This is a genomic window from Burkholderia sp. BCC0419 (assembly GCF_902830285.1).
Taxonomy (GTDB): domain Bacteria; phylum Pseudomonadota; class Gammaproteobacteria; order Burkholderiales; family Burkholderiaceae; genus Burkholderia.
In genome coordinates this window covers 2,727,897-2,746,694 of record NZ_CADESR010000001.1, presented here as the reverse complement: position 1 = coordinate 2,746,694, position 18,798 = coordinate 2,727,897, and the positions used below count along the sequence as shown (strand labels likewise).

At 67.5% G+C, this 18,798-nt stretch carries 23 protein-coding genes and 1 riboswitch; of the genes, 13 read left to right on the top strand and 10 right to left on the bottom strand.

What is annotated here, in order from left to right:
• Nucleotides 1-44: 44 nt before the first annotated feature.
• From tolA to HWW87_RS12375, 5 genes are all read right to left on the bottom strand, one after another.
• Nucleotides 45-1,100: a cell envelope integrity protein TolA gene (gene tolA / locus HWW87_RS12395; protein WP_175820468.1), complete on the bottom strand. Its 1,056-nt coding sequence runs from the start codon at nt 1,098-1,100 to the stop codon at nt 45-47.
• Nucleotides 1,097-1,546, bottom strand: a complete 450-nt coding sequence (gene tolR, locus HWW87_RS12390; RefSeq protein WP_006484943.1) for a protein TolR — start codon at nt 1,544-1,546, stop codon at nt 1,097-1,099. The genes tolA and tolR overlap by 4 nt, the downstream gene beginning before the upstream one ends.
• 10 nt (nt 1,547-1,556) lie before the next feature.
• Nucleotides 1,557-2,234: a protein TolQ gene (gene tolQ / locus HWW87_RS12385; RefSeq protein ID WP_027783647.1), complete on the bottom strand. Its 678-nt coding sequence runs from the start codon at nt 2,232-2,234 to the stop codon at nt 1,557-1,559.
• Between the two features lie 144 nt (nt 2,235-2,378).
• The gene (gene ybgC, locus HWW87_RS12380; protein ID WP_174431853.1) at nt 2,379-2,864 is read right to left on the bottom strand and encodes a tol-pal system-associated acyl-CoA thioesterase; all 486 of its coding nucleotides are present in this window, start codon (nt 2,862-2,864) and stop codon (nt 2,379-2,381) included.
• A 99-nt stretch (nt 2,865-2,963) separates the two neighbouring features.
• Nucleotides 2,964-3,710, bottom strand: a complete 747-nt coding sequence (locus HWW87_RS12375; RefSeq protein ID WP_175820467.1) for an SDR family NAD(P)-dependent oxidoreductase — start codon at nt 3,708-3,710, stop codon at nt 2,964-2,966.
• Between the two features lie 180 nt (nt 3,711-3,890).
• Nucleotides 3,891-3,991: riboswitch (ZMP/ZTP riboswitch) on the top strand.
• A 137-nt stretch (nt 3,992-4,128) separates the two neighbouring features.
• Here HWW87_RS12375 and glyA point away from each other — a divergent pair.
• The 7 genes from glyA to HWW87_RS12340 all read left to right on the top strand — a co-directional run bounded on the left by glyA (nt 4,129) and on the right by HWW87_RS12340 (nt 8,926).
• Nucleotides 4,129-5,376 carry a serine hydroxymethyltransferase gene (gene glyA, locus HWW87_RS12370; RefSeq protein ID WP_174431851.1) on the top strand — a complete coding sequence of 416 codons (1,248 nt, stop codon included), beginning with the start codon at nt 4,129-4,131 and terminating at the stop codon, nt 5,374-5,376.
• 6 nt (nt 5,377-5,382) lie between these two features.
• On the top strand, nt 5,383-5,862 hold the full coding sequence (nrdR, locus tag HWW87_RS12365; RefSeq protein WP_050011738.1) for a transcriptional regulator NrdR: 480 nt from the start codon (nt 5,383-5,385) through the stop codon (nt 5,860-5,862).
• Nucleotides 5,863-6,015: 153 nt separating this feature from the next.
• The gene (locus HWW87_RS12360) at nt 6,016-6,579 is read left to right on the top strand and encodes a GspH/FimT family pseudopilin (RefSeq protein ID WP_175820466.1); all 564 of its coding nucleotides are present in this window, start codon (nt 6,016-6,018) and stop codon (nt 6,577-6,579) included.
• Nucleotides 6,580-6,584: 5 nt separating this feature from the next.
• Nucleotides 6,585-6,989: a hypothetical protein gene (locus tag HWW87_RS12355; protein ID WP_175820720.1), complete on the top strand. Its 405-nt coding sequence runs from the start codon at nt 6,585-6,587 to the stop codon at nt 6,987-6,989.
• Nucleotides 6,979-7,812 (top strand): PilW family protein, encoded by an 834-nt coding sequence (locus tag HWW87_RS12350; RefSeq protein WP_175820465.1) that lies wholly within the window; start codon nt 6,979-6,981, stop codon nt 7,810-7,812. The genes HWW87_RS12355 and HWW87_RS12350 overlap by 11 nt, the downstream gene beginning before the upstream one ends.
• 143 nt (nt 7,813-7,955) lie before the next feature.
• Complete coding sequence (locus HWW87_RS12345) at nt 7,956-8,483, top strand: hypothetical protein (protein WP_175820464.1); 528 nt, start codon at nt 7,956-7,958, stop codon at nt 8,481-8,483.
• Nucleotides 8,480-8,926: a type IV pilin protein gene (locus HWW87_RS12340; protein WP_175820463.1), complete on the top strand. Its 447-nt coding sequence runs from the start codon at nt 8,480-8,482 to the stop codon at nt 8,924-8,926. The genes HWW87_RS12345 and HWW87_RS12340 overlap by 4 nt, the downstream gene beginning before the upstream one ends.
• Nucleotides 8,927-8,985: 59 nt before the next feature.
• On the opposite strand, the gene HWW87_RS12335 is transcribed toward HWW87_RS12340, so the two are convergent.
• The 3 genes from HWW87_RS12335 to HWW87_RS12325 all read right to left on the bottom strand — a co-directional run bounded on the left by HWW87_RS12335 (nt 8,986) and on the right by HWW87_RS12325 (nt 10,285).
• A complete protein-coding gene (locus HWW87_RS12335; protein WP_175820462.1) occupies nt 8,986-9,429 on the bottom strand; it encodes a DUF3318 domain-containing protein in 444 nt (147 codons plus the stop codon).
• 43 nt (nt 9,430-9,472) lie between these two features.
• Entirely contained in the window at nt 9,473-9,862 is a 390-nt protein-coding gene (locus HWW87_RS12330; RefSeq protein ID WP_077219325.1) for a phage holin family protein, read from the bottom strand.
• Between the two features lie 120 nt (nt 9,863-9,982).
• Nucleotides 9,983-10,285 (bottom strand): YqjD family protein, encoded by a 303-nt coding sequence (locus HWW87_RS12325; RefSeq protein WP_006494044.1) that lies wholly within the window; start codon nt 10,283-10,285, stop codon nt 9,983-9,985.
• 317 nt (nt 10,286-10,602) lie between these two features.
• On the opposite strand from HWW87_RS12325, the gene HWW87_RS12320 reads away from it, so the two are divergent.
• Nucleotides 10,603-11,241: a peroxiredoxin gene (locus HWW87_RS12320; RefSeq protein ID WP_175820461.1), complete on the top strand. Its 639-nt coding sequence runs from the start codon at nt 10,603-10,605 to the stop codon at nt 11,239-11,241.
• Nucleotides 11,242-11,368: 127 nt separating this feature from the next.
• On the opposite strand, the gene HWW87_RS12315 is transcribed toward HWW87_RS12320, so the two are convergent.
• Complete coding sequence (locus tag HWW87_RS12315) at nt 11,369-12,556, bottom strand: acyl-CoA dehydrogenase (RefSeq protein ID WP_059779344.1); 1,188 nt, start codon at nt 12,554-12,556, stop codon at nt 11,369-11,371.
• A gap of 265 nt (nt 12,557-12,821) precedes the next feature.
• Here HWW87_RS12315 and HWW87_RS12310 point away from each other — a divergent pair, with 265 nt between their 5' ends.
• A complete protein-coding gene (locus tag HWW87_RS12310) occupies nt 12,822-13,613 on the top strand; it encodes an IclR family transcriptional regulator (protein WP_175820460.1) in 792 nt (263 codons plus the stop codon).
• Nucleotides 13,614-13,762: 149 nt separating this feature from the next.
• The gene (locus HWW87_RS12305) at nt 13,763-14,173 is read left to right on the top strand and encodes a GFA family protein (RefSeq protein ID WP_175820459.1); all 411 of its coding nucleotides are present in this window, start codon (nt 13,763-13,765) and stop codon (nt 14,171-14,173) included.
• 188 nt (nt 14,174-14,361) lie between these two features.
• On the opposite strand, the gene HWW87_RS12300 is transcribed toward HWW87_RS12305, so the two are convergent.
• Nucleotides 14,362-15,165 (bottom strand): EAL domain-containing protein, encoded by an 804-nt coding sequence (locus HWW87_RS12300; RefSeq protein WP_175820458.1) that lies wholly within the window; start codon nt 15,163-15,165, stop codon nt 14,362-14,364.
• 354 nt (nt 15,166-15,519) lie between these two features.
• On the opposite strand from HWW87_RS12300, the gene HWW87_RS12295 reads away from it, so the two are divergent.
• From HWW87_RS12295 to HWW87_RS12285, 3 genes are read left to right on the top strand one after another with little or no spacing between them, the layout of a single operon-like run.
• Nucleotides 15,520-17,181: an FAD-dependent oxidoreductase gene (locus HWW87_RS12295; RefSeq protein WP_175820457.1), complete on the top strand. Its 1,662-nt coding sequence runs from the start codon at nt 15,520-15,522 to the stop codon at nt 17,179-17,181.
• Between the two features lie 28 nt (nt 17,182-17,209).
• Entirely contained in the window at nt 17,210-17,440 is a 231-nt protein-coding gene (locus HWW87_RS12290; RefSeq protein WP_175820456.1) for a DUF2783 domain-containing protein, read from the top strand.
• Nucleotides 17,437-18,798 (top strand): MFS transporter, encoded by a 1,362-nt coding sequence (locus tag HWW87_RS12285; protein ID WP_175820455.1) that lies wholly within the window; start codon nt 17,437-17,439, stop codon nt 18,796-18,798. Before HWW87_RS12290 ends, HWW87_RS12285 begins: the two co-directional genes overlap by 4 nt.

Below are 18,798 nucleotides of genomic sequence, written 5' to 3'. Positions count from 1 at the left end.
GTTCCCATCTGACAGCGACGCCCGGAGTGTAAGCGCATTTCGTTTCACTCCGCCGCCTTGAAGGTAATCGTAATGTCAGACGGGGTACGACCGTTAGAATCGGGCGGCAACGGGACCGATGCGTGGATCGCACTGACCACGGCTTGATCCCACCCCGAATTCCCGCTCGAGCGGGAGACCGATGCGCTCAATACGTCACCGGACGGCGTGCACCGAATCTTGACGACGGTGGTCAGGCCTGCCCGCTCGCCGCCCCAAACGATGTTCGGCTTGACGCGGCGGCGCACCTTGTCGGCATAGCCGGGCGTGGCGGCATTGCCGCCGGAGCCCGTGCCGGTGCCACTTTTCGCGAGGCCTTCGCCGCCGCCTTCACCGGCGCCGGACAGCCCCTGCATCTGTGCGAGGCGCGCGTTGCGCTCGCGGTCGAGCTTCGCGTTCGCCGCCGCATTGGCCTTCGCGCGCGCCGCGGCTTCGGCCTTCGCCTTGGCCTGCGCTTCCGCCTTTGCCTTCGCGGCCGCGTCGGCCTTCGCCTTCGCCGCTTGCTGCGCTTCGAGCTGCGCCTGCTTTTGCTGCTGGAGTTTCTGCTGTTCGAGCTTCTGCTGCTCGGCGAGCTGCTGTTGCTTGAGCTTGTCGGCCTGCTTCTGCTTGTCGCGTTCCGCGGCCTTCTGTGCGGCGAGCGCGGCGGCCTGTTGCGCGGCGAGCTGTGCGCGCCGGGCTTCCTCTTCCTGCTGGGCCTTCAGTTGCTGCGCGCGGCGCTGCTGCTCGAGCTGTGCTTCGCGCGCGGCCGCTTCCTGCTGACGCTTCTTCTGCTGCAGCGCGATATCGGCCTGTTCGTCGCGCACCGGGGGAGGGGGCGGCGCGACCTTCGCGGGCGGCGTGGGCGTGACGACGGGCCGCGGCGCGGGGACGTCGGGCACTTCGGTCCACAGCTCGGCTTCGGCGCCGGCCGGCGTGCTGTTCTGCCACTGCACGCCGTGATAGAGGAACAGCGCGAGCAGCACGTGCATCAGCGCGGCGAGCGCGAACGCGCGCCACGTCCCGCGCTCGCGAGGAGGCTGGAGCGGGTACGCGGATCTGCGCGTGGATTGCTGCCGGTTCATTGCGATTTGACGAGGAGGCCGACGCGCTTGACGCCGCGCGCCTTCAGATCGGACATCACGGTCATGACGGCATCGTACTGCACGGTCTTGTCGGCTGCGATCACGACCGGCTGGTCAGGGTGATCGGCCTGCCGGGCCGAGATGAAGCTGTCGAGCTCGGCCTTCGTCATCGTGTCTTCCTGGGTCGCGCCCGAGTCGCCCTTGTACTTGACGCTCATCGTGCGGTCGGCCTTGATGTTGACGACGACGGGCGGCGTCTGCTCCTGCGGTGCGGCATTGCCGACGGTCGGCAGGTTGATGATCGACGGGGCGACGAGCGGTGCGGTGACCATGAAGATCACGAGCAGCACCAGCATCACGTCGATGTACGGCACGACGTTGATGTCGGCCATTGCGCGGCGCGAGCGGCCGCCGCGCATGCTGGATCGGATGGGGCTTCCTGCCATGGCGCGCTCCTTACTGGGCCTGACGCTGCAGGATGTTCGAGAACTCTTCGATGAAGGTCTCGAAGCGGATCGCGAGGCGGTCGATGTCGTGCGCGTAGCGGTTGTACGCGACCACCGCCGGAATCGCGGCGAACAGGCCGATCGCGGTGGCGACCAGCGCCTCGGCGATGCCCGGCGCGACGTTCGCGAGCGTGGCCTGCTGCACGTTCGCGAGGCCGCGGAACGAGTTCATGATCCCCCAGACCGTGCCGAACAGACCGATGTACGGGCTGACCGAGCCGACCGACGCGAGGAACGCGAGGTTGGCTTCGAGTACGTCCATTTCACGCTGGAACGACGCGCGCATCGCGCGGCGGGCACCGTCGAGCACGAGGCCCGGATCGCTGAGGCGCTTTTCCTTCGCCTTCAGGAATTCGCGCATCCCCGATTCGAAGATCCGCTCGAGGGCGCCGATCGTATGGCGGTTGTTGGCTGCGCTCTGGTACAGCGCCTGCAGGTCGCCGCCCGACCAGAAATCCTTCTCGAAGCGTTCGGTCTGCGCGCGCGCGCGGCGGATCGCGAACCACTTGCGGAAGATGAAGGTCCACGACATCAGCGACAGCAGCAGCAGCAGTCCCATCACGGCCTGGGCCAGCACGCTCGCGTTGAGCACGAGGGAAATGATCGACAGGTCTTGAGCAGTATTCATAGAGGTTTGAGTAACGTGCCTTCGCGGGTGCCCGGCAAGGGCGTCCGGTGTGCGTGCGGCGCGGCGCGCCGGCCATGCCTGACGCCGAACCTTGCTTAGTATCGAATCAGAACGGCAAGTTCATAGGCTTTGTCTAAACGGTGCTCATGCGAGCTTCGTTGACAAATCAGGTTGCCCGGCGTCGATGACGGGCCCGCGGTGCAGCGCGTCGAGCACGGCCGGCGGGATGGCCGCGGGCCGGATGCCGTGACGGTCGACGCAGCCGAGGCGGATGTGCCCGGCCACGAGCAGCGTGTCGCCACACCAGGCTTCCTGCGTGAATTCCACCGACGCGCGGCCGATGCGTCCGGGCCGGTTCGTGATCGTCAGCGTGTCGTCGAGTCGCGCCGGCGCGCGGTAGTCGAGCGACGTGCTGCGCACGATGAAGATCGCACCGGTATCGTCGGCGAGCCGACGCTGGTCGACGCCGCATGCGCGAAGCCACTCGGTGCGGGCGCGCTCGAAGAACTTCAGGTAGTTGGCATAGAAGACGATGCCGCCTGCATCGGTATCCTCGTAGTACACGCGCACCGGCCAGGTAAAGCCGGACGGCGCTTCCGGGGAGCGGGTAGGCTGAGTCATGGCGCGCATTCTACCGGAAGGCAAAGACCGGATTCGTAACCGATTCGTAACGGAATGTAGTGCGCCGTAGCACACCGCGGGCCGGCCGGGGGCCGGGCCCGCGAGGCTTCAGCCGCGGTGGACGGTCGGGCCGCCGGGCGCCTGCGCGACCGGCATCAGCTCGATCGTGTTGACGTTGACGTACGCCGGGCGCGTCGCGATCCAGTAGATCGTATCGGCGATGTCCTCGGGCATCAGCGGCTGCACATTGTTGTAGACGTTCGCCGCCTTCGCGTCGTCGCCGCGATAGCGGACGTTCGAGAACTCGGTGCCGCCGCACAGGCCCGGCTCGATGTCGGTGACGCGCAACGGCGTACCGAGCAGGTCGGCGCGCAGGTTCAGGCTGAATTGCCTGACGAAAGCCTTGGTCGCGCCGTAGACGTTCCCGCCCGCATAAGGGTACGAACCCGCAACCGAACCGATATTGAAGATATGGCCGCGACCGCGCTCGACCATGCCGGGCAGCAGCGCGTGCGTGACGGTGACGAGGCCCGCGCAGTTCGTGTCGATCATCGTCCGCCATTCGTCGAGGCTCGCCTTGTGGGCCGGCTCGACGCCGAGCGCGAGGCCGGCGTTGTTGACGAGCACGTCGAGCGCCGCGAATTCGGCGGGAAGGGCGGCCGGCACGGCCTCGACGGCCGCGCGGTCGCGCACGTCGAGCTCGAGCGGCAGCAGCGCGTCGCCGAGTTCGGCCGCGAGCGCATCGAGACGATCCTTGCGGCGTGCGGTGGCGACGACGCGATGGCCGCCCTTGACGAAGGCACGGGAGATGGCGGCGCCGAAGCCGGCGGACGCGCCTGTGACGAACACGATCATTGCTGCTCCTGGTCGGTAACGTAATAGCGGGTGGAATCCCGCAAGCCTACTGAGAATGCCGCACCGCGGCAAGGCGGCAAAGCGTTTCGGCACGGGCGCGTAGAATCTGGCCCCCATTGATTCGGGCGCACTGCCGTGCGGTTGCCTATTCATGACGCATCCAATACACTAATGCGCTCATCACCCCTGCGTGACTGGCGATAGAACCCTTCGGGTTCAAGGTGGAGCATCCCACCGTGAAGCGCGGGGCGCCGTTTTTGCCGTTCGCCTGGGCAGCCGTTGTGCGCCGTCGCGTGCATCGCTGGTGGCTGTCCTGCCTCGCGTCATACGGATTCTTCCGCCACGTCGAGCTGGTCTCGCCAGCAGCGCACCGTACTTGGCCACTCCGGTCAACCTGTACACACTTAACGGAAACCGTATGTTTGACAGAGCCCAAAGCACCATCGCGAACGTCGATCCCGAAATCTTTGCCGCGATCGAGCAGGAAAACCGCCGTCAGGAAGATCACATCGAGCTGATCGCGTCGGAAAACTACACGAGCCCGGCCGTGATGGCCGCGCAGGGCTCGCAGCTTACGAACAAGTACGCGGAAGGGTATCCGGGCAAGCGCTACTACGGCGGCTGCGAGTACGTCGACGTGGTCGAGCAACTGGCGATCGACCGTGTGAAGCAGCTGTTCGGCGCGGAAGCCGCGAACGTGCAGCCGAACTCGGGTTCGCAGGCGAACCAGGGCGTGTTCTTCGCGATGCTCAAGCCGGGCGACACGATCATGGGCATGAGCCTCGCGCACGGCGGCCATCTGACGCACGGCTCGCCGGTGAACATGTCGGGCAAGTGGTTCAACGTGGTGAGCTACGGCCTGAACGAAAACGAAGACATCGACTACGACGCGGCCGAGCAGCTCGCGCAGGAACACAAGCCGAAGCTGATCGTCGCGGGCGCGTCGGCGTTCGCGCTGAAGATCGATTTCGAGCGTCTGGCGAAGATCGCGAAGTCGGTGGGCGCGTACCTGATGGTCGACATGGCGCACTACGCGGGCCTGATCGCGGCGGGCGTGTACCCGAACCCGGTGCCGCACGCGGATTTCGTGACGACGACGACGCACAAGAGCCTGCGCGGCCCGCGCGGCGGCGTGATCCTGATGAAGGCCGAGTACGAGAAGCCGATCAACTCGGCGATCTTCCCGGGGATCCAGGGCGGCCCGCTGATGCACGTGATCGCGGCGAAGGCAGTGGCGTTCAAGGAAGCGCTGTCGCCGGAGTTCAAGGAATATCAGCAGAAGGTCGTCGAGAACGCACGCGTGCTGGCCGAAACGCTGGTCAAGCGCGGGCTGCGGATCGTGTCGGGCCGCACGGAAAGCCACGTGATGCTGGTTGATCTGCGCGCGAAGAACATCACGGGCAAGGCAGCGGAAGCGGCGCTCGGCGCGGCGCACATCACGGTGAACAAGAACGCGATCCCGAACGACCCGGAAAAGCCGTTCGTGACGAGCGGCGTGCGTCTGGGTTCGCCGGCGATGACGACGCGCGGTTTCGGGCCGGCGGAAGCCGAGCAGGTGGGCAACCTGATTGCCGACGTGCTGGAGAACCCGGAAGACGCAGCGACGATCGAGCGCGTGCGCGTGCAGGTCGCCGAGCTGACCAAGCGTTTCCCGGTCTACCGCTGATCGCCGATGCGCTGCCCGTTCTGCCGGCATGACGACACGCAGGTCGTCGACTCGCGCGTGTCCGAAGATGGCGCCGCGATTCGGCGGCGCCGTCGCTGCTCGGCTTGCGACAAGCGTTTCACGACGTACGAGCGGGTCGAGTTGTCCCTGCCGTTCGTCGTGAAGAAGGACGGCAGCCGCACGGAGTTCGACCGTCGCAAGATCGTCGCCAGCATGCAACTCGCGCTGCGCAAGCGGCCGGTTGCCGCCGACGCGATCGACGCGGCGGTCGCCCGCATCGAGTATCAGCTGCTCGCGACTGGCGAGCGTGAAGTGCGTAGCGAGAAGCTGGGCGAACTCGTGATGAACGAGTTGCGCGGCCTCGATACGATCGCCTATGTCCGCTTCGCATCGGTGTATCGCCAGTTCGAGGACGTTTCCGAATTTGCCGACGTGATCGAAGAGTTCCGTCGCGCCTCTCCCGCCAAGACCCCACGTAAGCGCTGACGCGCTGCGTTCGTTCATCGTCTGCTCCGTTGGTTCGATTCGCGCCGATTGTGTCGGTTGCGATCGCATGTCGCCAGTCGGCCGTTCGGCAAATGGCGCGTGTCCGCACACGTCACTACAGTCGTCGCATCACCGTGACGGAGGACGATTGCGATGGAACGGGGCGCTCAATCCTTGAAGAATGTGGTGCAACGACCGGGCGGATTCACGCTCGTCGAGCTGATGGTCGCCATGTCGCTGGCGGCGGGGCTTGCGCTCTATGCGGTGCCCACGTTCGACCAGTGGCGCATGCGCGAACGCGTGGATGCCCGCTCGCGCGCGCTGCTCGGTGCGCTGTCGTTTGCGCGTGCCGAGGCAACGCGTCTCGGCGCGCGCGTCACGCTGTGCCGCGCCGGACGCGACGGCGCCTGTCTGCGTGCCGGTGAGCGCTGCGATCCGGCCGAATGGTCGTGCGACTGGATCGTCAGCGGGCAGGTCGACGGGCAGTCGCGTGTGCTGCGACGCTACCCGCGCGATGCCGAAGTGGCCGTCGCGGGTGCAGCGCATGAGCTCGCGTTTGCGCCGCCGGTCGGTCAGTCGATCGGCGGAATCCGGCGTTTCGAGGTGCGTCCGCGGCGCAGCGTGTCCGGCGCCGACGACGCGCGCACATCGCGTTGCGTGCGGATTGCGGCAGGCGGCCGTGCGCGGATAGTCGCCGGCCGCTGCGACGCGGCGTGATCGCCATGCGCCATGCCATGCGCGGTACGTCGTTGATCGAGGCGACGCTGGCCATCGCGCTGCTCGCCACCGTGATGCTGGCAGTAGCCGGCAGCCAGCTCGCGATGGCACGTGCGCAGCGCGCGACGATCTGGCGCGAACGCGCGCTGTGGCTGGCCGACGCGCGTATCGAGCGTCTGCATGCCGCCGCGGCGGCCGATGACGGCCTCGCGGCGCTGGCGGCAGCATCGTTGCCGGGTGGCGCGATGACGCTCGATGGCGGCGGGCCGGGCGGCGTCCGCTACGCGGTTGTCCGCTGGCGTGGCGGCAATGGGGGCGCGCCGCCGCGCTGTGATGCGGCGCGGACGTCGACGCAGCCGCCATCGTGTGTCCGGATGCCGTTTCGGGAGAGGGCAGGCGATGAACGCTGATCGCCGTACGCGTGGGCATACGCTGCTCGAAGTGCTGATTGCGATGACCGTCGGGTTCCTCGTGCTCGCGGCGGCCGGTGCGCTGTACCACGCGCAGCGCATTGCACAGCGTCGCGCGGAAGACGGATTCAGGATGCGCGACGCGGCCGCTACCGCGCTGATGCTGATCGGTCAGCAGATCCAGATGGCAGGATTCCGGCCGCTTGATGCCGAAGCGGCATCGTCGTTGCCGCCGGTGTTCGGGTGTTCGACGGCGCGCGTACGCGGTAGCGGCGCACAGGTGCGCTGCGAGCCTGCGCGTTCGTCGTCCGACGCGTTGCTGGTCCGATATGTCGGCGATGCCGTATCGACGTGGACGACGGTGAGCGGCCAGGCATCGGATTGCCTCGGGCAGGGTGTCGGCGAGCCGGGCGAACCTGCGCCGGTGGAGAATCGCTTCGATGCGCATGTCAGCCCGTCGACGGGCGAGCCCGAACTGTATTGCGAGGGAAGCGGCCGGCCGGGCACGCCGCAGCCCGTCGTGGCGGGAATCGATCAGTTGCGCATGCGTTATTTGCGTCGCGGCGCCACGCAGTTCGTCGACGCCGATGCGATGCGTGCCGACGACTGGCGCGCGGTCGTGGCCGTGCATGTCTGCGTGCGGGCGCGCGGCGAGCCGATGCGCGAGCCGACACGGCATGTCGACTGCGACGGGCGCGTCGCCGTTGCACCGGACGGCCGCGCACGTTTGACGCTCGATCGCATCGTCGCGTTGCGGAACGTCGCGCTCGCATCCGACGCTGCGTTGCAGGATGCAACTCGGGCAAGCGAGGTGGTGAGATGAGCGGAGCAGCGCCGTACGCGCGGGATGACATCTCGCGATGCGTTGACGCAGGCCGCGCGCATGAGCGCACCGTCGCGAGCGGCGGCGACCGGCAGCTGAGAGCATGCGCCGGCGTTTCGGCGGCGAGCGCGCGCGAGCCGCCTATGCGTTTGCGCTCAACCCGCCGCGCCTGGCGTCGCGATGCGGGCCTTGCGTTGCCCGCGGTGATTGCGGTCGGCGCAGCAGTCGCGGCACTGACCGGCATATGGTTCGACGCCGCATTGACGGAGTCGCGCCGCACCCGCGCATTGTCGGATCGGCTGATCGCATTCCACGCGGCCGATGCCGCGCTTGCCGCGTGCACCCAGCGATTGCTGCGCGGTTCGGCGCCGTATGTGAACGAAAGCGAATCGCACGCGGAGCCTGACGCATGGCGGCGCATGCCGCCGCTGGCGACCACCGAAGCGTTCGCGCCATTCGCCGGTTGGCCGACGGCCGCGCAACCGCCGCGATGCCTGATCGAGGCGTGGCGGCGTCCGGCAGGGCAGCCCGGCGACCGCGCTTACCTGGTCACCGCGCGTGGCGTCGGTGCGCATGCGTCGAGCGCCGTGTGGCTGCAACACCAGGTCGCGATACGCGACGGCCACATCGTCGTGCTGCGCTGGCGTCGTGTCGCGGCGGTGCTTCGATGAACGGCCGCGTGCCCATGTGCCGAGCGGCCGGATTTACGCTGATCGAGCTGATGATCGTGCTCGCGATCGTCGCGGTGCTGGCCGGGTGGGGTATCCCGTCGTATCGCGAACATGTCGTGCGTGTTCACCGCGCGTCGGCGGTGTCCGCGCTGTACCGTGCGGCCCAATATCTTGAAACGCTGGACGGTACGCCGCCTGCGGCATTGCCGGACGCGCTCGCGCACGCGCCGCCGGGCGGGCATGCCGTGTATCGGTTGACGCTCGTGCGGCCGGACGGTGACGATTCACCGGTGAGCTATGAGCTGGCGGCGACGCCGCTCGACACCGGTCCGATGCGCGACGATGCATGCGGCACGTTCACGCTGCGCTCGGACGGGACGAAAGGCAATGCAGGAAGCGATGGCGCCGACGAGCCGGGCGCTGTCTGCTGGGGCGTGCGCTGAGCTCGCAACGCAAGGAAGGCGCGCAGCGACCCATGGCCGTGCGCGCAGGATGCCGACGGTCAGTCGTCGTGTGCGTCGAGCCCGCGCTCGTCGCGGGACTGCTTCCAGATCCGGTAGACCTCCCATGCGGCGAAGCCGAGCGTGCCCCACTTCAACGCGGGGCCCGCACTCGCGCGCAGCAGCGAGCGAATGGGTTTCGCCAGCACGAGCGACGCGAGCGAGCTCAGCATCGGATACTGGTTGACGAGCTGGCCGAGGCTTGCGTTCAGGTTCTTGGCCGACTGGCCGAACCTGTGGGAGGACAGGCCGGGGATGAACACCTTGAGCCAACTGAAGCGCGTGACGGCATGGCGCATTTCGGCGGCGGCTTCCGCGAGTTCGAGCCGCTCGACTTCGGATCGCAGGATCAGCAATTCCTTGCGGAGCGCGCGGTGCTGCGACGCGCTCCAGTTCGATCGCGACGAATGGGAGCGGGATGGATTGCCCGTGATGTTCTGGCTCATGGCGCGTCGGCGAAGTAGGTGGGAGGGATGAGCGCGAGGGCGTTCACGGCTTGCCGCGGAACAGGTCGCGGTCTTTCTCGAGTTCGGCGAGCGTCGCCTCGAACACGGTCGGCGCGTCGCGCAGGCCCGAGCGCGCCTTCAGCGCGCATACGATGCCGCCAACGGCATACAGCGCGGTGATCGCGGCGAGCGCCTGCCAGCGATAGGTATCCCAGAACGCGATCGCGATCAGCACGGTCAGGCTGATGAGTGCCATCGTCGCGAGCATCATCGCGGCGAGTCCGAGGAACAGCACGCCCATCAGGCGCTCCTTCTCCTCGGCAAGCTCGATGCCCACCAGTTCGAGGCGCGTCTGCAGAAGGCCGATGGCGGAGCCGACGAGGCGGCGCAGCGGTCCTTGACCGGACGGCTGCGAGGGGGTGTCTGTCGTCATGGATGAGATGCTTGCGCGTGCAGTAAGCAGCTAGGACAAAGCCGGCCGGCGCAGGCCGGCTGGCTTCGACGCCCGCAGGCCGCGCGACGCGGCCTGCGGGACGAAACGGCGCCAAGCGCGTTACTTGCGGTTGATCAGCAGGCCGATCAGCACGCCTACGCCGGCGGCCACGCCGATCGACGTCCACGGATGCTCGTGCACGTAGTCGTCGGTCGCGCGCGCGGCCTTCTTGCCTTTCTCGACCACGACGACCTGGACGTCGGCCGCCTTTTCCTTGGCCTGCTTCAGGCGAGACATGGCCTTCTCGCGCAGTTCGGCCGCACGGTCGCCCGTGCTGCTCGCTGCTTGCTTGAGCAGGTCTTCGGCGTCCGAGAGAACGGTTTTGATATCCGACATCAGTTTCTCCTTGTTGATTTCCGACATTGCAACTCCCTTCGTGCTGTCATGCTGCAGGTTCACATCGTAGCGAAACCCCTGCCTGCTGGCGAGCCGGGAAGAAACACGGCGGCAGTGCAAGGTTGCATGGTAAACGACTTGTAATCATGAACAGAGCGGCAAAGAATTGAAAAGTTTCCCCTGCAGCCCTCCGTCCTGCCACGATGCCGGGTAAAAATGACAAAAAAGTATGAATATCAAACGGAATAATCGTTCGCACGGCCCATTGCTTCCCGTAAGCTGATGGACTGCCCCGCGCTGTCCGGCGCGCGGTTTCAACCAGCATCGTTCGAGGAGGGAACATCATGAGTCTGCGTCTTGGTGACATCGCACCGGATTTCGAGCAGGAATCGAGCCTGGGCACCATCAAGTTTCACGAGTGGCTCGGCAGCAGCTGGGGCGTGCTGTTCTCCCATCCGGCCGACTACACGCCGGTGTGCACGACCGAACTCGGGCTGACCTCGAAGCTGAAGGGCGAATTCGAGAAACGCAACGTGAAGGTGATCGCGCTGTCGGTCGACGGCGTCGAATCGCACAAGGGCTGGATCAACGACATCAACGAAACGCAGTCGACGGTCGTGGGCTTCCCGATCATCGCCGATGCGGACCGCAAGGTGTCGCAGCTGTACGACATGATTCACCCGAACGCGAACGAAACGCTGACGGTGCGTTCGCTGTTCGTGATCGACCCGAACAAGAAGGTGCGGCTCACGATCACCTATCCGGCCAGCACGGGGCGCAACTTCGATGAAGTGCTGCGCGTGATCGATTCGCTGCAACTGACCGACAATTACAAGGTCGCGACGCCCGGCAACTGGAAGGACGGCGACGACGTCGTGATCGTGCCGTCGCTGCAGGATCCGGAAGAGCTGAAGAAGCGCTTCCCGAAGGGTTTCAACGCGGTGCGTCCGTATCTGCGCCTGACGCCGCAGCCGAACAAGTAAGCATCAGCGGCGCGGAGCCGCGGCTCCGGTGAAAAAAAGGCCCGTCCGGCAGCGATGCCGGGCGGGCCTTTCGTTTGGCGGCGTGCGCGTGCGCGGCATCGCCGCCGCGTGCGTCATGGCCGGATCATCAGAAGAATGCCTGGATGCCCGTCTGCGCGCGGCCGAGGATCAGCGCGTGGATGTCGTGCGTGCCTTCGTACGTGTTGACCACTTCGAGGTTCACGAGGTGGCGCGCGACGCCGAATTCGTCGGAGATGCCGTTGCCGCCGAGCATGTCGCGCGCGAGGCGGGCGATGTCGAGCGCCTTGCCGCACGAATTGCGCTTCATGATCGACGTGATCTCGACGGCGGCCGTGCCTTCGTCCTTCATCCGGCCGAGGCGCAGCACGCCCTGCAGGCCGAGCGTGATTTCGGTCTGCATGTCGGCGAGCTTCTTCTGGATCAACTGGTTCGCGGCGAGCGGCCGGCCGAACTGCTGGCGGTCGAGCACGTACTGGCGCGCGGTGTGCCAGCAGGACTCGGCGGCGCCGAGCGCGCCCCACGCGATCCCGTAGCGCGCCGAGTTCAGGCAGGTGAACGGGCCGCGCAGGCCGCTCACGTTCGGCATCAGGTTCTCTTCCGGCACGAACACCTCGTCGAGGACGATCTCGCCGGTGATCGATGCGCGCAGCCCGACCTTGCCGTGGATCGCCGGCGCCGACAGGCCCTTCCAGCCCTTTTCGAGGATGAAGCCGCGGATCGCGTCCTTGCCGTTCTCTTCCAGCTTCGCCCACACGACGAACACGTCGGCGATCGGCGAGTTGGTGATCCACATCTTCGCACCGGACAGCGAGTAGCCGCCCGGCACCTTCTTCGCGCGCGTGACCATGCTGCCCGGATCGGAGCCGTGATTCGGCTCGGTCAGGCCGAAGCAGCCGATCCATTCGCCGGTCGCGAGCTTCGGCAGGTATTTCTGCTTCTGCGCGTCGGAGCCGAATTCGTGGATCGGCACCATCACGAGCGACGACTGCACGGACATCATCGACCGGTAGCCCGAATCGACGCGTTCGACTTCGCGCGCGATCAGCCCGTAGCTCACGTAGTTGAGGCCGGGGCCGCCGTATTCCTCGGGAATCGTCGGGCCGAGCAGGCCGACCTCGCCCATCTCGCGAAAGATGGCCGCGTCGGTGCGTTCGTGGCGGAACGCTTCGGTGACGCGCGGCGCGAGCTTGTCCTGTGCGTACGCCTGCGCGGCATCGCGGACCATTCGCTCTTCTTCGGTTAGTTGCTGGTCGAGCAGCAGCGGATCGTCCCAATGAAAAGTTGCAGCACTCATCGTCTCATCTCCTGTCGGTCAGAGTTGGCGCTTCAGCGCTTACTCTGGTCCCATGCTTCGCGGTCGGCCCGAGTTAGCGCTTGCTGGGCCCCATGCTTTACGGTCGGTCGGAGTGCGCGCCTCGGCGCTGACCCCACACCCGTGCTTTTCGGTCGGGCAGAGGCCGCGCTTCAGCGCTTGCTCCGGGCTGATGCCTGAAGTTCGCTTGACTTGCGTTCCGCTGTGCGGAACAATGTTTTGCAAATCGAACCCAGTGTAGCACCGGATGACACTTTCAACCATCGACGACACCACGATCGACGAGCGCAAGTTCGTCGTCGCGCTCGCGCGCGGGCTCGACCTGCTGCGCGCCTTCCGGCCCGGCGAGACGATGCTGGGCAATCGCGATTTCGCGGAACGCACGGGCCTGCCGAAGGCGACGGTGAACCGGCTCGCCTATACGCTGACGGTGCTCGGCTATCTGCGCTACGACGAGACGCTCGGAAAGTATGCGCTGGACGCCGGCGTGCTGTCGCTCGGCTACGCGCTGCTGTCGGGCTCGGGGACGATCGATCTCGCGCGGCCGCACATGCAGGCGCTTGCGCGCGAGATCGGCGCGGCCGTGTCGCTCGGCTGCCGCGACGGGCTCGACATGATCTACCTGGAGACGATCCGCAGCGAGACCGCGTTGACGCTCGGGCTCGCGCCCGGTTCGCGGCTGTCGATGCTGACGAGCTCGATGGGGCGCGCGTACCTGGCCGTGCAGCCGGAGGACGTGGGCCGCGCGCTCTATGCCGAGCTGCACCGCGCGGCCGGCGGCGCGGCCGACGCCGATGCGCTCGTCGAGGCCGCGCAGCACGCGGTGGCCGAGTTCTCGACGGGCGGTTGCTGCTATTCGTTCCGCGCGTGGCACATGGACGTGAACGCGGCGGCCGTGCCGTTTCGCGAGCCGCGCGAGGGGCGCTGGCTGATCCTGAGCTGCAGCGGCCCCGCGTCGTCGATGGACGAGGGCGTGTTTCGCACGCAGGTCGGGCCGCAACTGAAGGCGCTCGCGCAGCGGCTCGGGCAGACGGTCTGAGCAACAGGCGCGCGGATGTTGTCGTCGCGCGGCAACCGGTTCGTTCGCGCCGGGTGTGGAAGCGGAGGCGGCGCGGCCCCGTTGCGTATTGCGCGACGGGCGAACCGCGCTCATCATCGTTCGCCTGCTTCCCGACGACGAGGTTTGCCATGGCGCACCCCGAACCGATGGAAGGCGGATGCGCGTGCGGCGCGATCCGCTACCGTATCGCCGACGTTCCCACCGATGCCGGCTTCTGCCATTGCCGGCTCTGCCAGCGCACGACCGGCGCGGCGGTCGTTGCGTCGGCCTCGGTGCCGATCGACGCATTCGAATACCTGCAGGGCGAGCCGACGGTCTATGCATCGAGCGCGTGGGGCGAGCGACGCTTCTGCAGTCGCTGCGGCGCGCAGCTCGAGTACCGGCTGGCCGATGCGCCGACGACCGTGGAAATCAACTATGCCACGCTCGACGAGCCGTCGCGGCTGCGTCCGGCGTGGCATGTCTGGTACGGTGATCGTTTCCCGGGCATCGAGATCGACGACGATCTACCGAAGTACGACGACGGTGGAAGAGAATAGGCGGAACATCGGCGTCGATGCGCCGGTGTCGGGCTCGCGCACAAGCGCGTTCGACCTTTCTGCGTGAACGAACAAGGAACCGGCCGGCGGCGAGCGATGCTGCGTGCTGAAACCCGATTCCCGAAGCAACACGACACCGTAATCCGCCATCCGGCGCGCCACGCCCCGCGCGCGGCTGCCCCCTCCGCTCAGGCCGTCACGACCTTCGCAAACACCGGCCCCTGCATGAATCGCACGTCGTGCTGGCGCAGCAGCTCGCACTGCGTCTCGTCGACGACGCCGTCGAAGATCAGCGGAATCCGCACGCGCTGCGCATAGGCGACGAGCGCCTTGACCATCCCGTCGCGCAACGCGATGCCCGCATCCATCTTGATGTAGTCGGGGCGCGCCATCTCCGATTCGACCGCGAGGATGCGGCCCGGGTCCGGCAGCTTGTCCGCGACCTTGAAGCCGTGATGCTGGTAGCTGCGCGTCAGGTAGCCGAGGAACGTCTTGTGGGCGACCGCGACCGCCGGCAGCTCGATCACGATCCGCTCGGGCGGCAGCCCGAAGCGCTGCAGCACCGACGAGAAATGCTTGCCGTGGTCGTACTTCACGCTCTTGAGCAGCCGCTCGTGCACGCGCAGGAACAGCAGCCCGTGGCGCTGCGCCCCGAAGAAATTGATCGCGTGCAGCGCGCGCGACAGGCGGTCGATCGCGACCAGCGTCTGATCGTCGACGGTCGCGTCGACCGGATCGTGCTGTGTGCCCGTGACGAGCGTGACGGCCTGGAAGCCGAGCTCGTCGCCGTAGCGCTCGATCGCGTCGGCGAACGACGTCGATTGCGGTGCGCCGGGCATCGTCACGTCGTAGATCGGCTCGTACGCGCTGGCGAGCGTGCGCTCGGGCAGATTCGCGCACGCGGTGCCGCCTTCGGCAAGCGTGAGGTGCTCCCGCAGATACGGCAGCTGCCCGGCACGGGTGACCAGCTCGGGGATGGTAGGCGGAATCATCGGCGTGAGAAGGAAAAATGGCGGCCGAAAGGGCCGCCTCGTTGACTTGATATTAGCAGCGCGCGCCGCGCTCGGCTCGGCGTTTCACTCATATGGTTATCCCGTCCCCGAGCGAACACCTAGGGTTTACGTTGATTTCACTATTCGTAATTGGTTTTACTATTCGTAAATCCAAGGATTTGTTGCCGATCAAGAAACGCGGCAGGCGGGCGCCGCGAAACGGCGCCGTTCACGAATCAACAGGAAGCAAGGAGCGAGACGTGGCGGTTGACAGGACAGGCGGGCAGGCGTGCCGGCAGGAGACGGACGGGACGACGGGCGTGGCGGTGTGCGCACGGCGGGGTTGAGGAGCGGATGGCGACCATGAGCATCGATTACCAGACGCTGAAGTTCGAGTACCGCGCCCGCGCGCACGATGCGGCCGTCCACCCGGTGATCGTCGTCGGCGCGGGCCCGGTGGGCCTCGCGGCCGCGATCGACCTCGCGCAGCAGGGCGTGCCGGTCGTGCTGCTCGACGACGACGACACGCTGTCGACCGGCTCGCGCGCGATCTGCTTCGCGAAGCGCACGCTCGAGATCTTCGACCGGCTCGGCTGCGGCGAGCGCTTCGTCGACAAGGGCGTGAGCTGGCACGTCGGCAAGGTGTTCCTGCAGGACGAGCAGCTTTACGCGTTCGACCTGCTGCCCGAGGAAGGGCATGCGCGCCCGGCGTTCATCAACCTGCAGCAGTACTACGTCGAAGGCTATCTGGCCGATCGCGCGTTCGAGCTGCCGAACCTCGACATCCGCTGGAAGCACAAGGTGACGGGCGTCGAACAGTCGGCCGAACACGCGGTGCTGACGATCGAGACGCCGGACGGCATCGCGACGCTGCGCGCGCAATACGTGATCGCGGCCGACGGCTCGCGCAGCCCGATGCGCGCGGCGATGGGCCTCGAGAGCCGCGGCCGCACGTTCAAGGACCGCTTCCTGATCGCCGACGTGAAGATGAAGGCGGAGTTTCCGACCGAGCGCTGGTTCTGGTTCGATCCGCCGTTTCACCGCAACCAGTCGGTGCTGCTGCACCGCCAGCCGGACAACGTGTGGCGCATCGACTTCCAGCTCGGCTGGGATGCCGACCCCGTCGCCGAGAAGCAGCCGGAGCGCGTGATCCCGCGCGTGCGCGCGCTGCTCGGGCCGGACGTCGAGTTCGAGCTCGAGTGGGTGAGCGTCTATACGTTCCGCTGCCAGCGGATGGAGACGTTCCGTCACGGCCGCGTGCTGTTCGCGGGCGATTCCGCGCACGGCGTGTCGCCGTTCGGCGCGCGCGGCGCGAACAGCGGCGTGCAGGACGCGGACAACCTCGCGTGGAAGCTGAAGCTGGTGCTCGATGGCCGTTCCGCCGATAGCCTGCTCGATACGTATGCGAGCGAGCGCGAGTTCGCGGCCGACGAGAACATCCGCAACTCGACGCGTTCGACCGACTTCATCACGCCGAAGAGCGCGGTGTCGCGCGTGTTCCGCGACGCGACGCTGAAGCTCGCGCGCGACTGCGCGTTCGCACGCAAGCTGGTGAACAGCGGGCGCCTGTCGGTGCCGGCCGTGCTGGCCGATTCGCCGCTCAATACGCCGGACCGCGGCGGCGACGCCTTCGCGTGCGCGATGCGGCCGGGCGCGGCGGCGGCCGATGCGCCGGTGCGCGTGCGGGGCTCGTCGGGCTGGCTGCTGCAGCATCTGCGCGGCGGCTTCACCGGCGTGCTGTTCGGCTTGCCGGGCGACGCGGCCGCGCTGGCGCAGGCCGTCGACGGTCTCGCGCTGCCGGTGCGTCCCGTGCTCGTCGTGCCGGCCGGGCACGCGCAGCCGGTGGCCGGCGTCGACGTCGTGGAGGACGTCGACGGGCTCGCCGCGCAGCGCTACGACGCGCAGCCTGGCACGTTCTACCTGCTGCGTCCCGACCAGCACGTCTGCGCACGCACGCGCACGCTCGACCGTCAGGCGATCGCCGACGCACTGGCGCGCGCGACCTGCGCACGCTGAATACGATAAAGACACCGGAGACACCGTCATGCCCCCACTCGATACCCGCCCGCGCCTGGCCGACCCCGACGCGTTCTACGAAGCGCTGATCGACATGCATCGTGACCTGTCGGACGCCGACAGCCAGCTCGTCAACGCGAAGCTGATCCTGTTGCTTGCGAACCAGGTCGGCGACGCCGACGTGCTGCGCGAAGCGATGGCGCTCGCGCGCCAGGGCGTGACGCCGCACGTACATCCGGCCGCCGAGGTCGCGCAATGAGCGCGGCGCCGGCCGACGCGCGCGTGCTCGAAGTCGAGCGCGTGATCGACGAGACCCATCGCCCGGGTTTTCACTGGATGCTGCTGATGCTGTGCGGGCTGTGCCTCGTGATCGACGGTTTCGATGCGCAGGCGATGGGCTACGTCGCACCGAGCGTGATTGCCGAATGGGGCGTGCCGAAGCAGGCGCTGGGGCCCGTGTTCAGCGCGAGCCTGTTCGGGATGCTGCTCGGTGCACTCGGGCTGTCGGTGCTGGCCGACCGGATCGGCCGGCGCCCGGTGCTGATCGGCTCGACGCTGTTCTTCGCGGTGACGATGCTCGCGACGCCGTTCGCGGGCTCGATTCCCGCGCTGATGGCGCTGCGCTTCGTCACGGGCCTCGGCCTCGGCTGCATCATGCCGAACGCGATGGCGCTGGTCGGCGAGTTCAGCCCGGCCGCGCATCGCGTGAAGCGGATGATGATCGTGTCGTGCGGGTTCACGCTCGGCGCTGCGCTCGGCGGCTTCATCAGCGCGGCGCTGATTCCGGCGCTCGGCTGGCGCTCGGTGTTCTTCGTCGGCGGCGCGGTGCCGCTCGTGCTGACGATCGCGATGCTCGCGCGGCTGCCCGAGTCGCTGCAGTTCCTGGTGCTGAAAGGGCGCGTCGTGCAGGCGCGCGACTGGCTCGCGCGGTTCGCGCCGGAAGCCGGCATCGATGCGAACACGCGCATCGTCGTGCGCGAGCGTGCCGCGAGCGGCGCGCCGGTCGCCGAGCTGTTCCGCCATGGCCGCCTGCCGGTCACGCTGCTGCTGTGGGCGATCAGCTTCATGAACCTGATCGACTTGTACTTCCTGTCGAACTGGCTGCCGACCGTGATGCGCGACGCGGGTTATTCGCCGGGCACGGCGGTGATCGTCGGCACGGTGCTGCAGACGGGCGGCGTGATCGGCACGCTGTCGCTCGGCTGGTTCATCGAACGTTACGGCTTCGTGCGCGTGCTGTTCGCGTGCTTCGCCTGTGCCGCCGTGTCGGTGGGGCTGATCGGCTCGGTCGCGCATGCGCTGCCGTGGCTGCTGCTCGTCGTGTTCGCGGGCGGGTTCTGCGTGGTCGGCGGGCAGCCGGCCGTGAACGCGCTCGCGGGCCAGTATTACCCGACGTCGCTGCGCTCGACGGGCATCGGCTGGAGCCTCGGCATCGGCCGGATCGGCTCGGTGCTCGGGCCGCTCGTCGGCGGGCAACTGATTGCGCTCAACTGGACCAACGGCGCGCTGTTCCACGCGGCCGCGGTGCCCGTGCTGTGCTCGGCGCTGTTCGTCCTCGGCCTGGCCGGTGTGACGCGGCGCAGCGGCGCGCAGGCGCCGAACGCCGCCCTGAATTGA

Excerpts from the sequence above, each read along its gene's own strand:
- HWW87_RS12360 (WP_175820466.1), top strand. The coding sequence starts at position 6,016 with ATGGAACGGGGCGCTCAATCCTTGAAGAATGTGGTGCAACGACCGGGC.
- HWW87_RS12305 (WP_175820459.1), top strand. The coding sequence starts at position 13,763 with ATGGCGCACCCCGAACCGATGGAAGGCGGATGCGCGTGCGGCGCGATC.
- HWW87_RS12345 (WP_175820464.1), top strand. The coding sequence starts at position 7,956 with ATGCGTTTGCGCTCAACCCGCCGCGCCTGGCGTCGCGATGCGGGCCTT.
- ybgC (WP_174431853.1), bottom strand. The coding sequence starts at position 2,864 with ATGCGCGCCATGACTCAGCCTACCCGCTCCCCGGAAGCGCCGTCCGGC.
- HWW87_RS12375 (WP_175820467.1), bottom strand. The coding sequence starts at position 3,710 with ATGATCGTGTTCGTCACAGGCGCGTCCGCCGGCTTCGGCGCCGCCATC.
- HWW87_RS12350 (WP_175820465.1), top strand. The coding sequence starts at position 6,979 with ATGAACGCTGATCGCCGTACGCGTGGGCATACGCTGCTCGAAGTGCTG.
- tolA (WP_175820468.1), bottom strand. The coding sequence starts at position 1,100 with ATGAACCGGCAGCAATCCACGCGCAGATCCGCGTACCCGCTCCAGCCT.
- HWW87_RS12295 (WP_175820457.1), top strand. The coding sequence starts at position 15,520 with ATGGCGACCATGAGCATCGATTACCAGACGCTGAAGTTCGAGTACCGC.
- tolR (WP_006484943.1), bottom strand. The coding sequence starts at position 1,546 with ATGGCAGGAAGCCCCATCCGATCCAGCATGCGCGGCGGCCGCTCGCGC.
- HWW87_RS12315 (WP_059779344.1), bottom strand. The coding sequence starts at position 12,556 with ATGAGTGCTGCAACTTTTCATTGGGACGATCCGCTGCTGCTCGACCAG.
- HWW87_RS12330 (WP_077219325.1), bottom strand. The coding sequence starts at position 9,862 with ATGACGACAGACACCCCCTCGCAGCCGTCCGGTCAAGGACCGCTGCGC.
- HWW87_RS12325 (WP_006494044.1), bottom strand. The coding sequence starts at position 10,285 with ATGTCGGAAATCAACAAGGAGAAACTGATGTCGGATATCAAAACCGTT.
- HWW87_RS12320 (WP_175820461.1), top strand. The coding sequence starts at position 10,603 with ATGAGTCTGCGTCTTGGTGACATCGCACCGGATTTCGAGCAGGAATCG.
- HWW87_RS12300 (WP_175820458.1), bottom strand. The coding sequence starts at position 15,165 with ATGATTCCGCCTACCATCCCCGAGCTGGTCACCCGTGCCGGGCAGCTG.
- nrdR (WP_050011738.1), top strand. The coding sequence starts at position 5,383 with ATGCGCTGCCCGTTCTGCCGGCATGACGACACGCAGGTCGTCGACTCG.
- HWW87_RS12355 (WP_175820720.1), top strand. The coding sequence starts at position 6,585 with ATGCGCCATGCCATGCGCGGTACGTCGTTGATCGAGGCGACGCTGGCC.
- HWW87_RS12290 (WP_175820456.1), top strand. The coding sequence starts at position 17,210 with ATGCCCCCACTCGATACCCGCCCGCGCCTGGCCGACCCCGACGCGTTC.
- tolQ (WP_027783647.1), bottom strand. The coding sequence starts at position 2,234 with ATGAATACTGCTCAAGACCTGTCGATCATTTCCCTCGTGCTCAACGCG.
- HWW87_RS12335 (WP_175820462.1), bottom strand. The coding sequence starts at position 9,429 with ATGAGCCAGAACATCACGGGCAATCCATCCCGCTCCCATTCGTCGCGA.
- glyA (WP_174431851.1), top strand. The coding sequence starts at position 4,129 with ATGTTTGACAGAGCCCAAAGCACCATCGCGAACGTCGATCCCGAAATC.
- HWW87_RS12340 (WP_175820463.1), top strand. The coding sequence starts at position 8,480 with ATGAACGGCCGCGTGCCCATGTGCCGAGCGGCCGGATTTACGCTGATC.
- HWW87_RS12310 (WP_175820460.1), top strand. The coding sequence starts at position 12,822 with ATGACACTTTCAACCATCGACGACACCACGATCGACGAGCGCAAGTTC.
- HWW87_RS12285 (WP_175820455.1), top strand. The coding sequence starts at position 17,437 with ATGAGCGCGGCGCCGGCCGACGCGCGCGTGCTCGAAGTCGAGCGCGTG.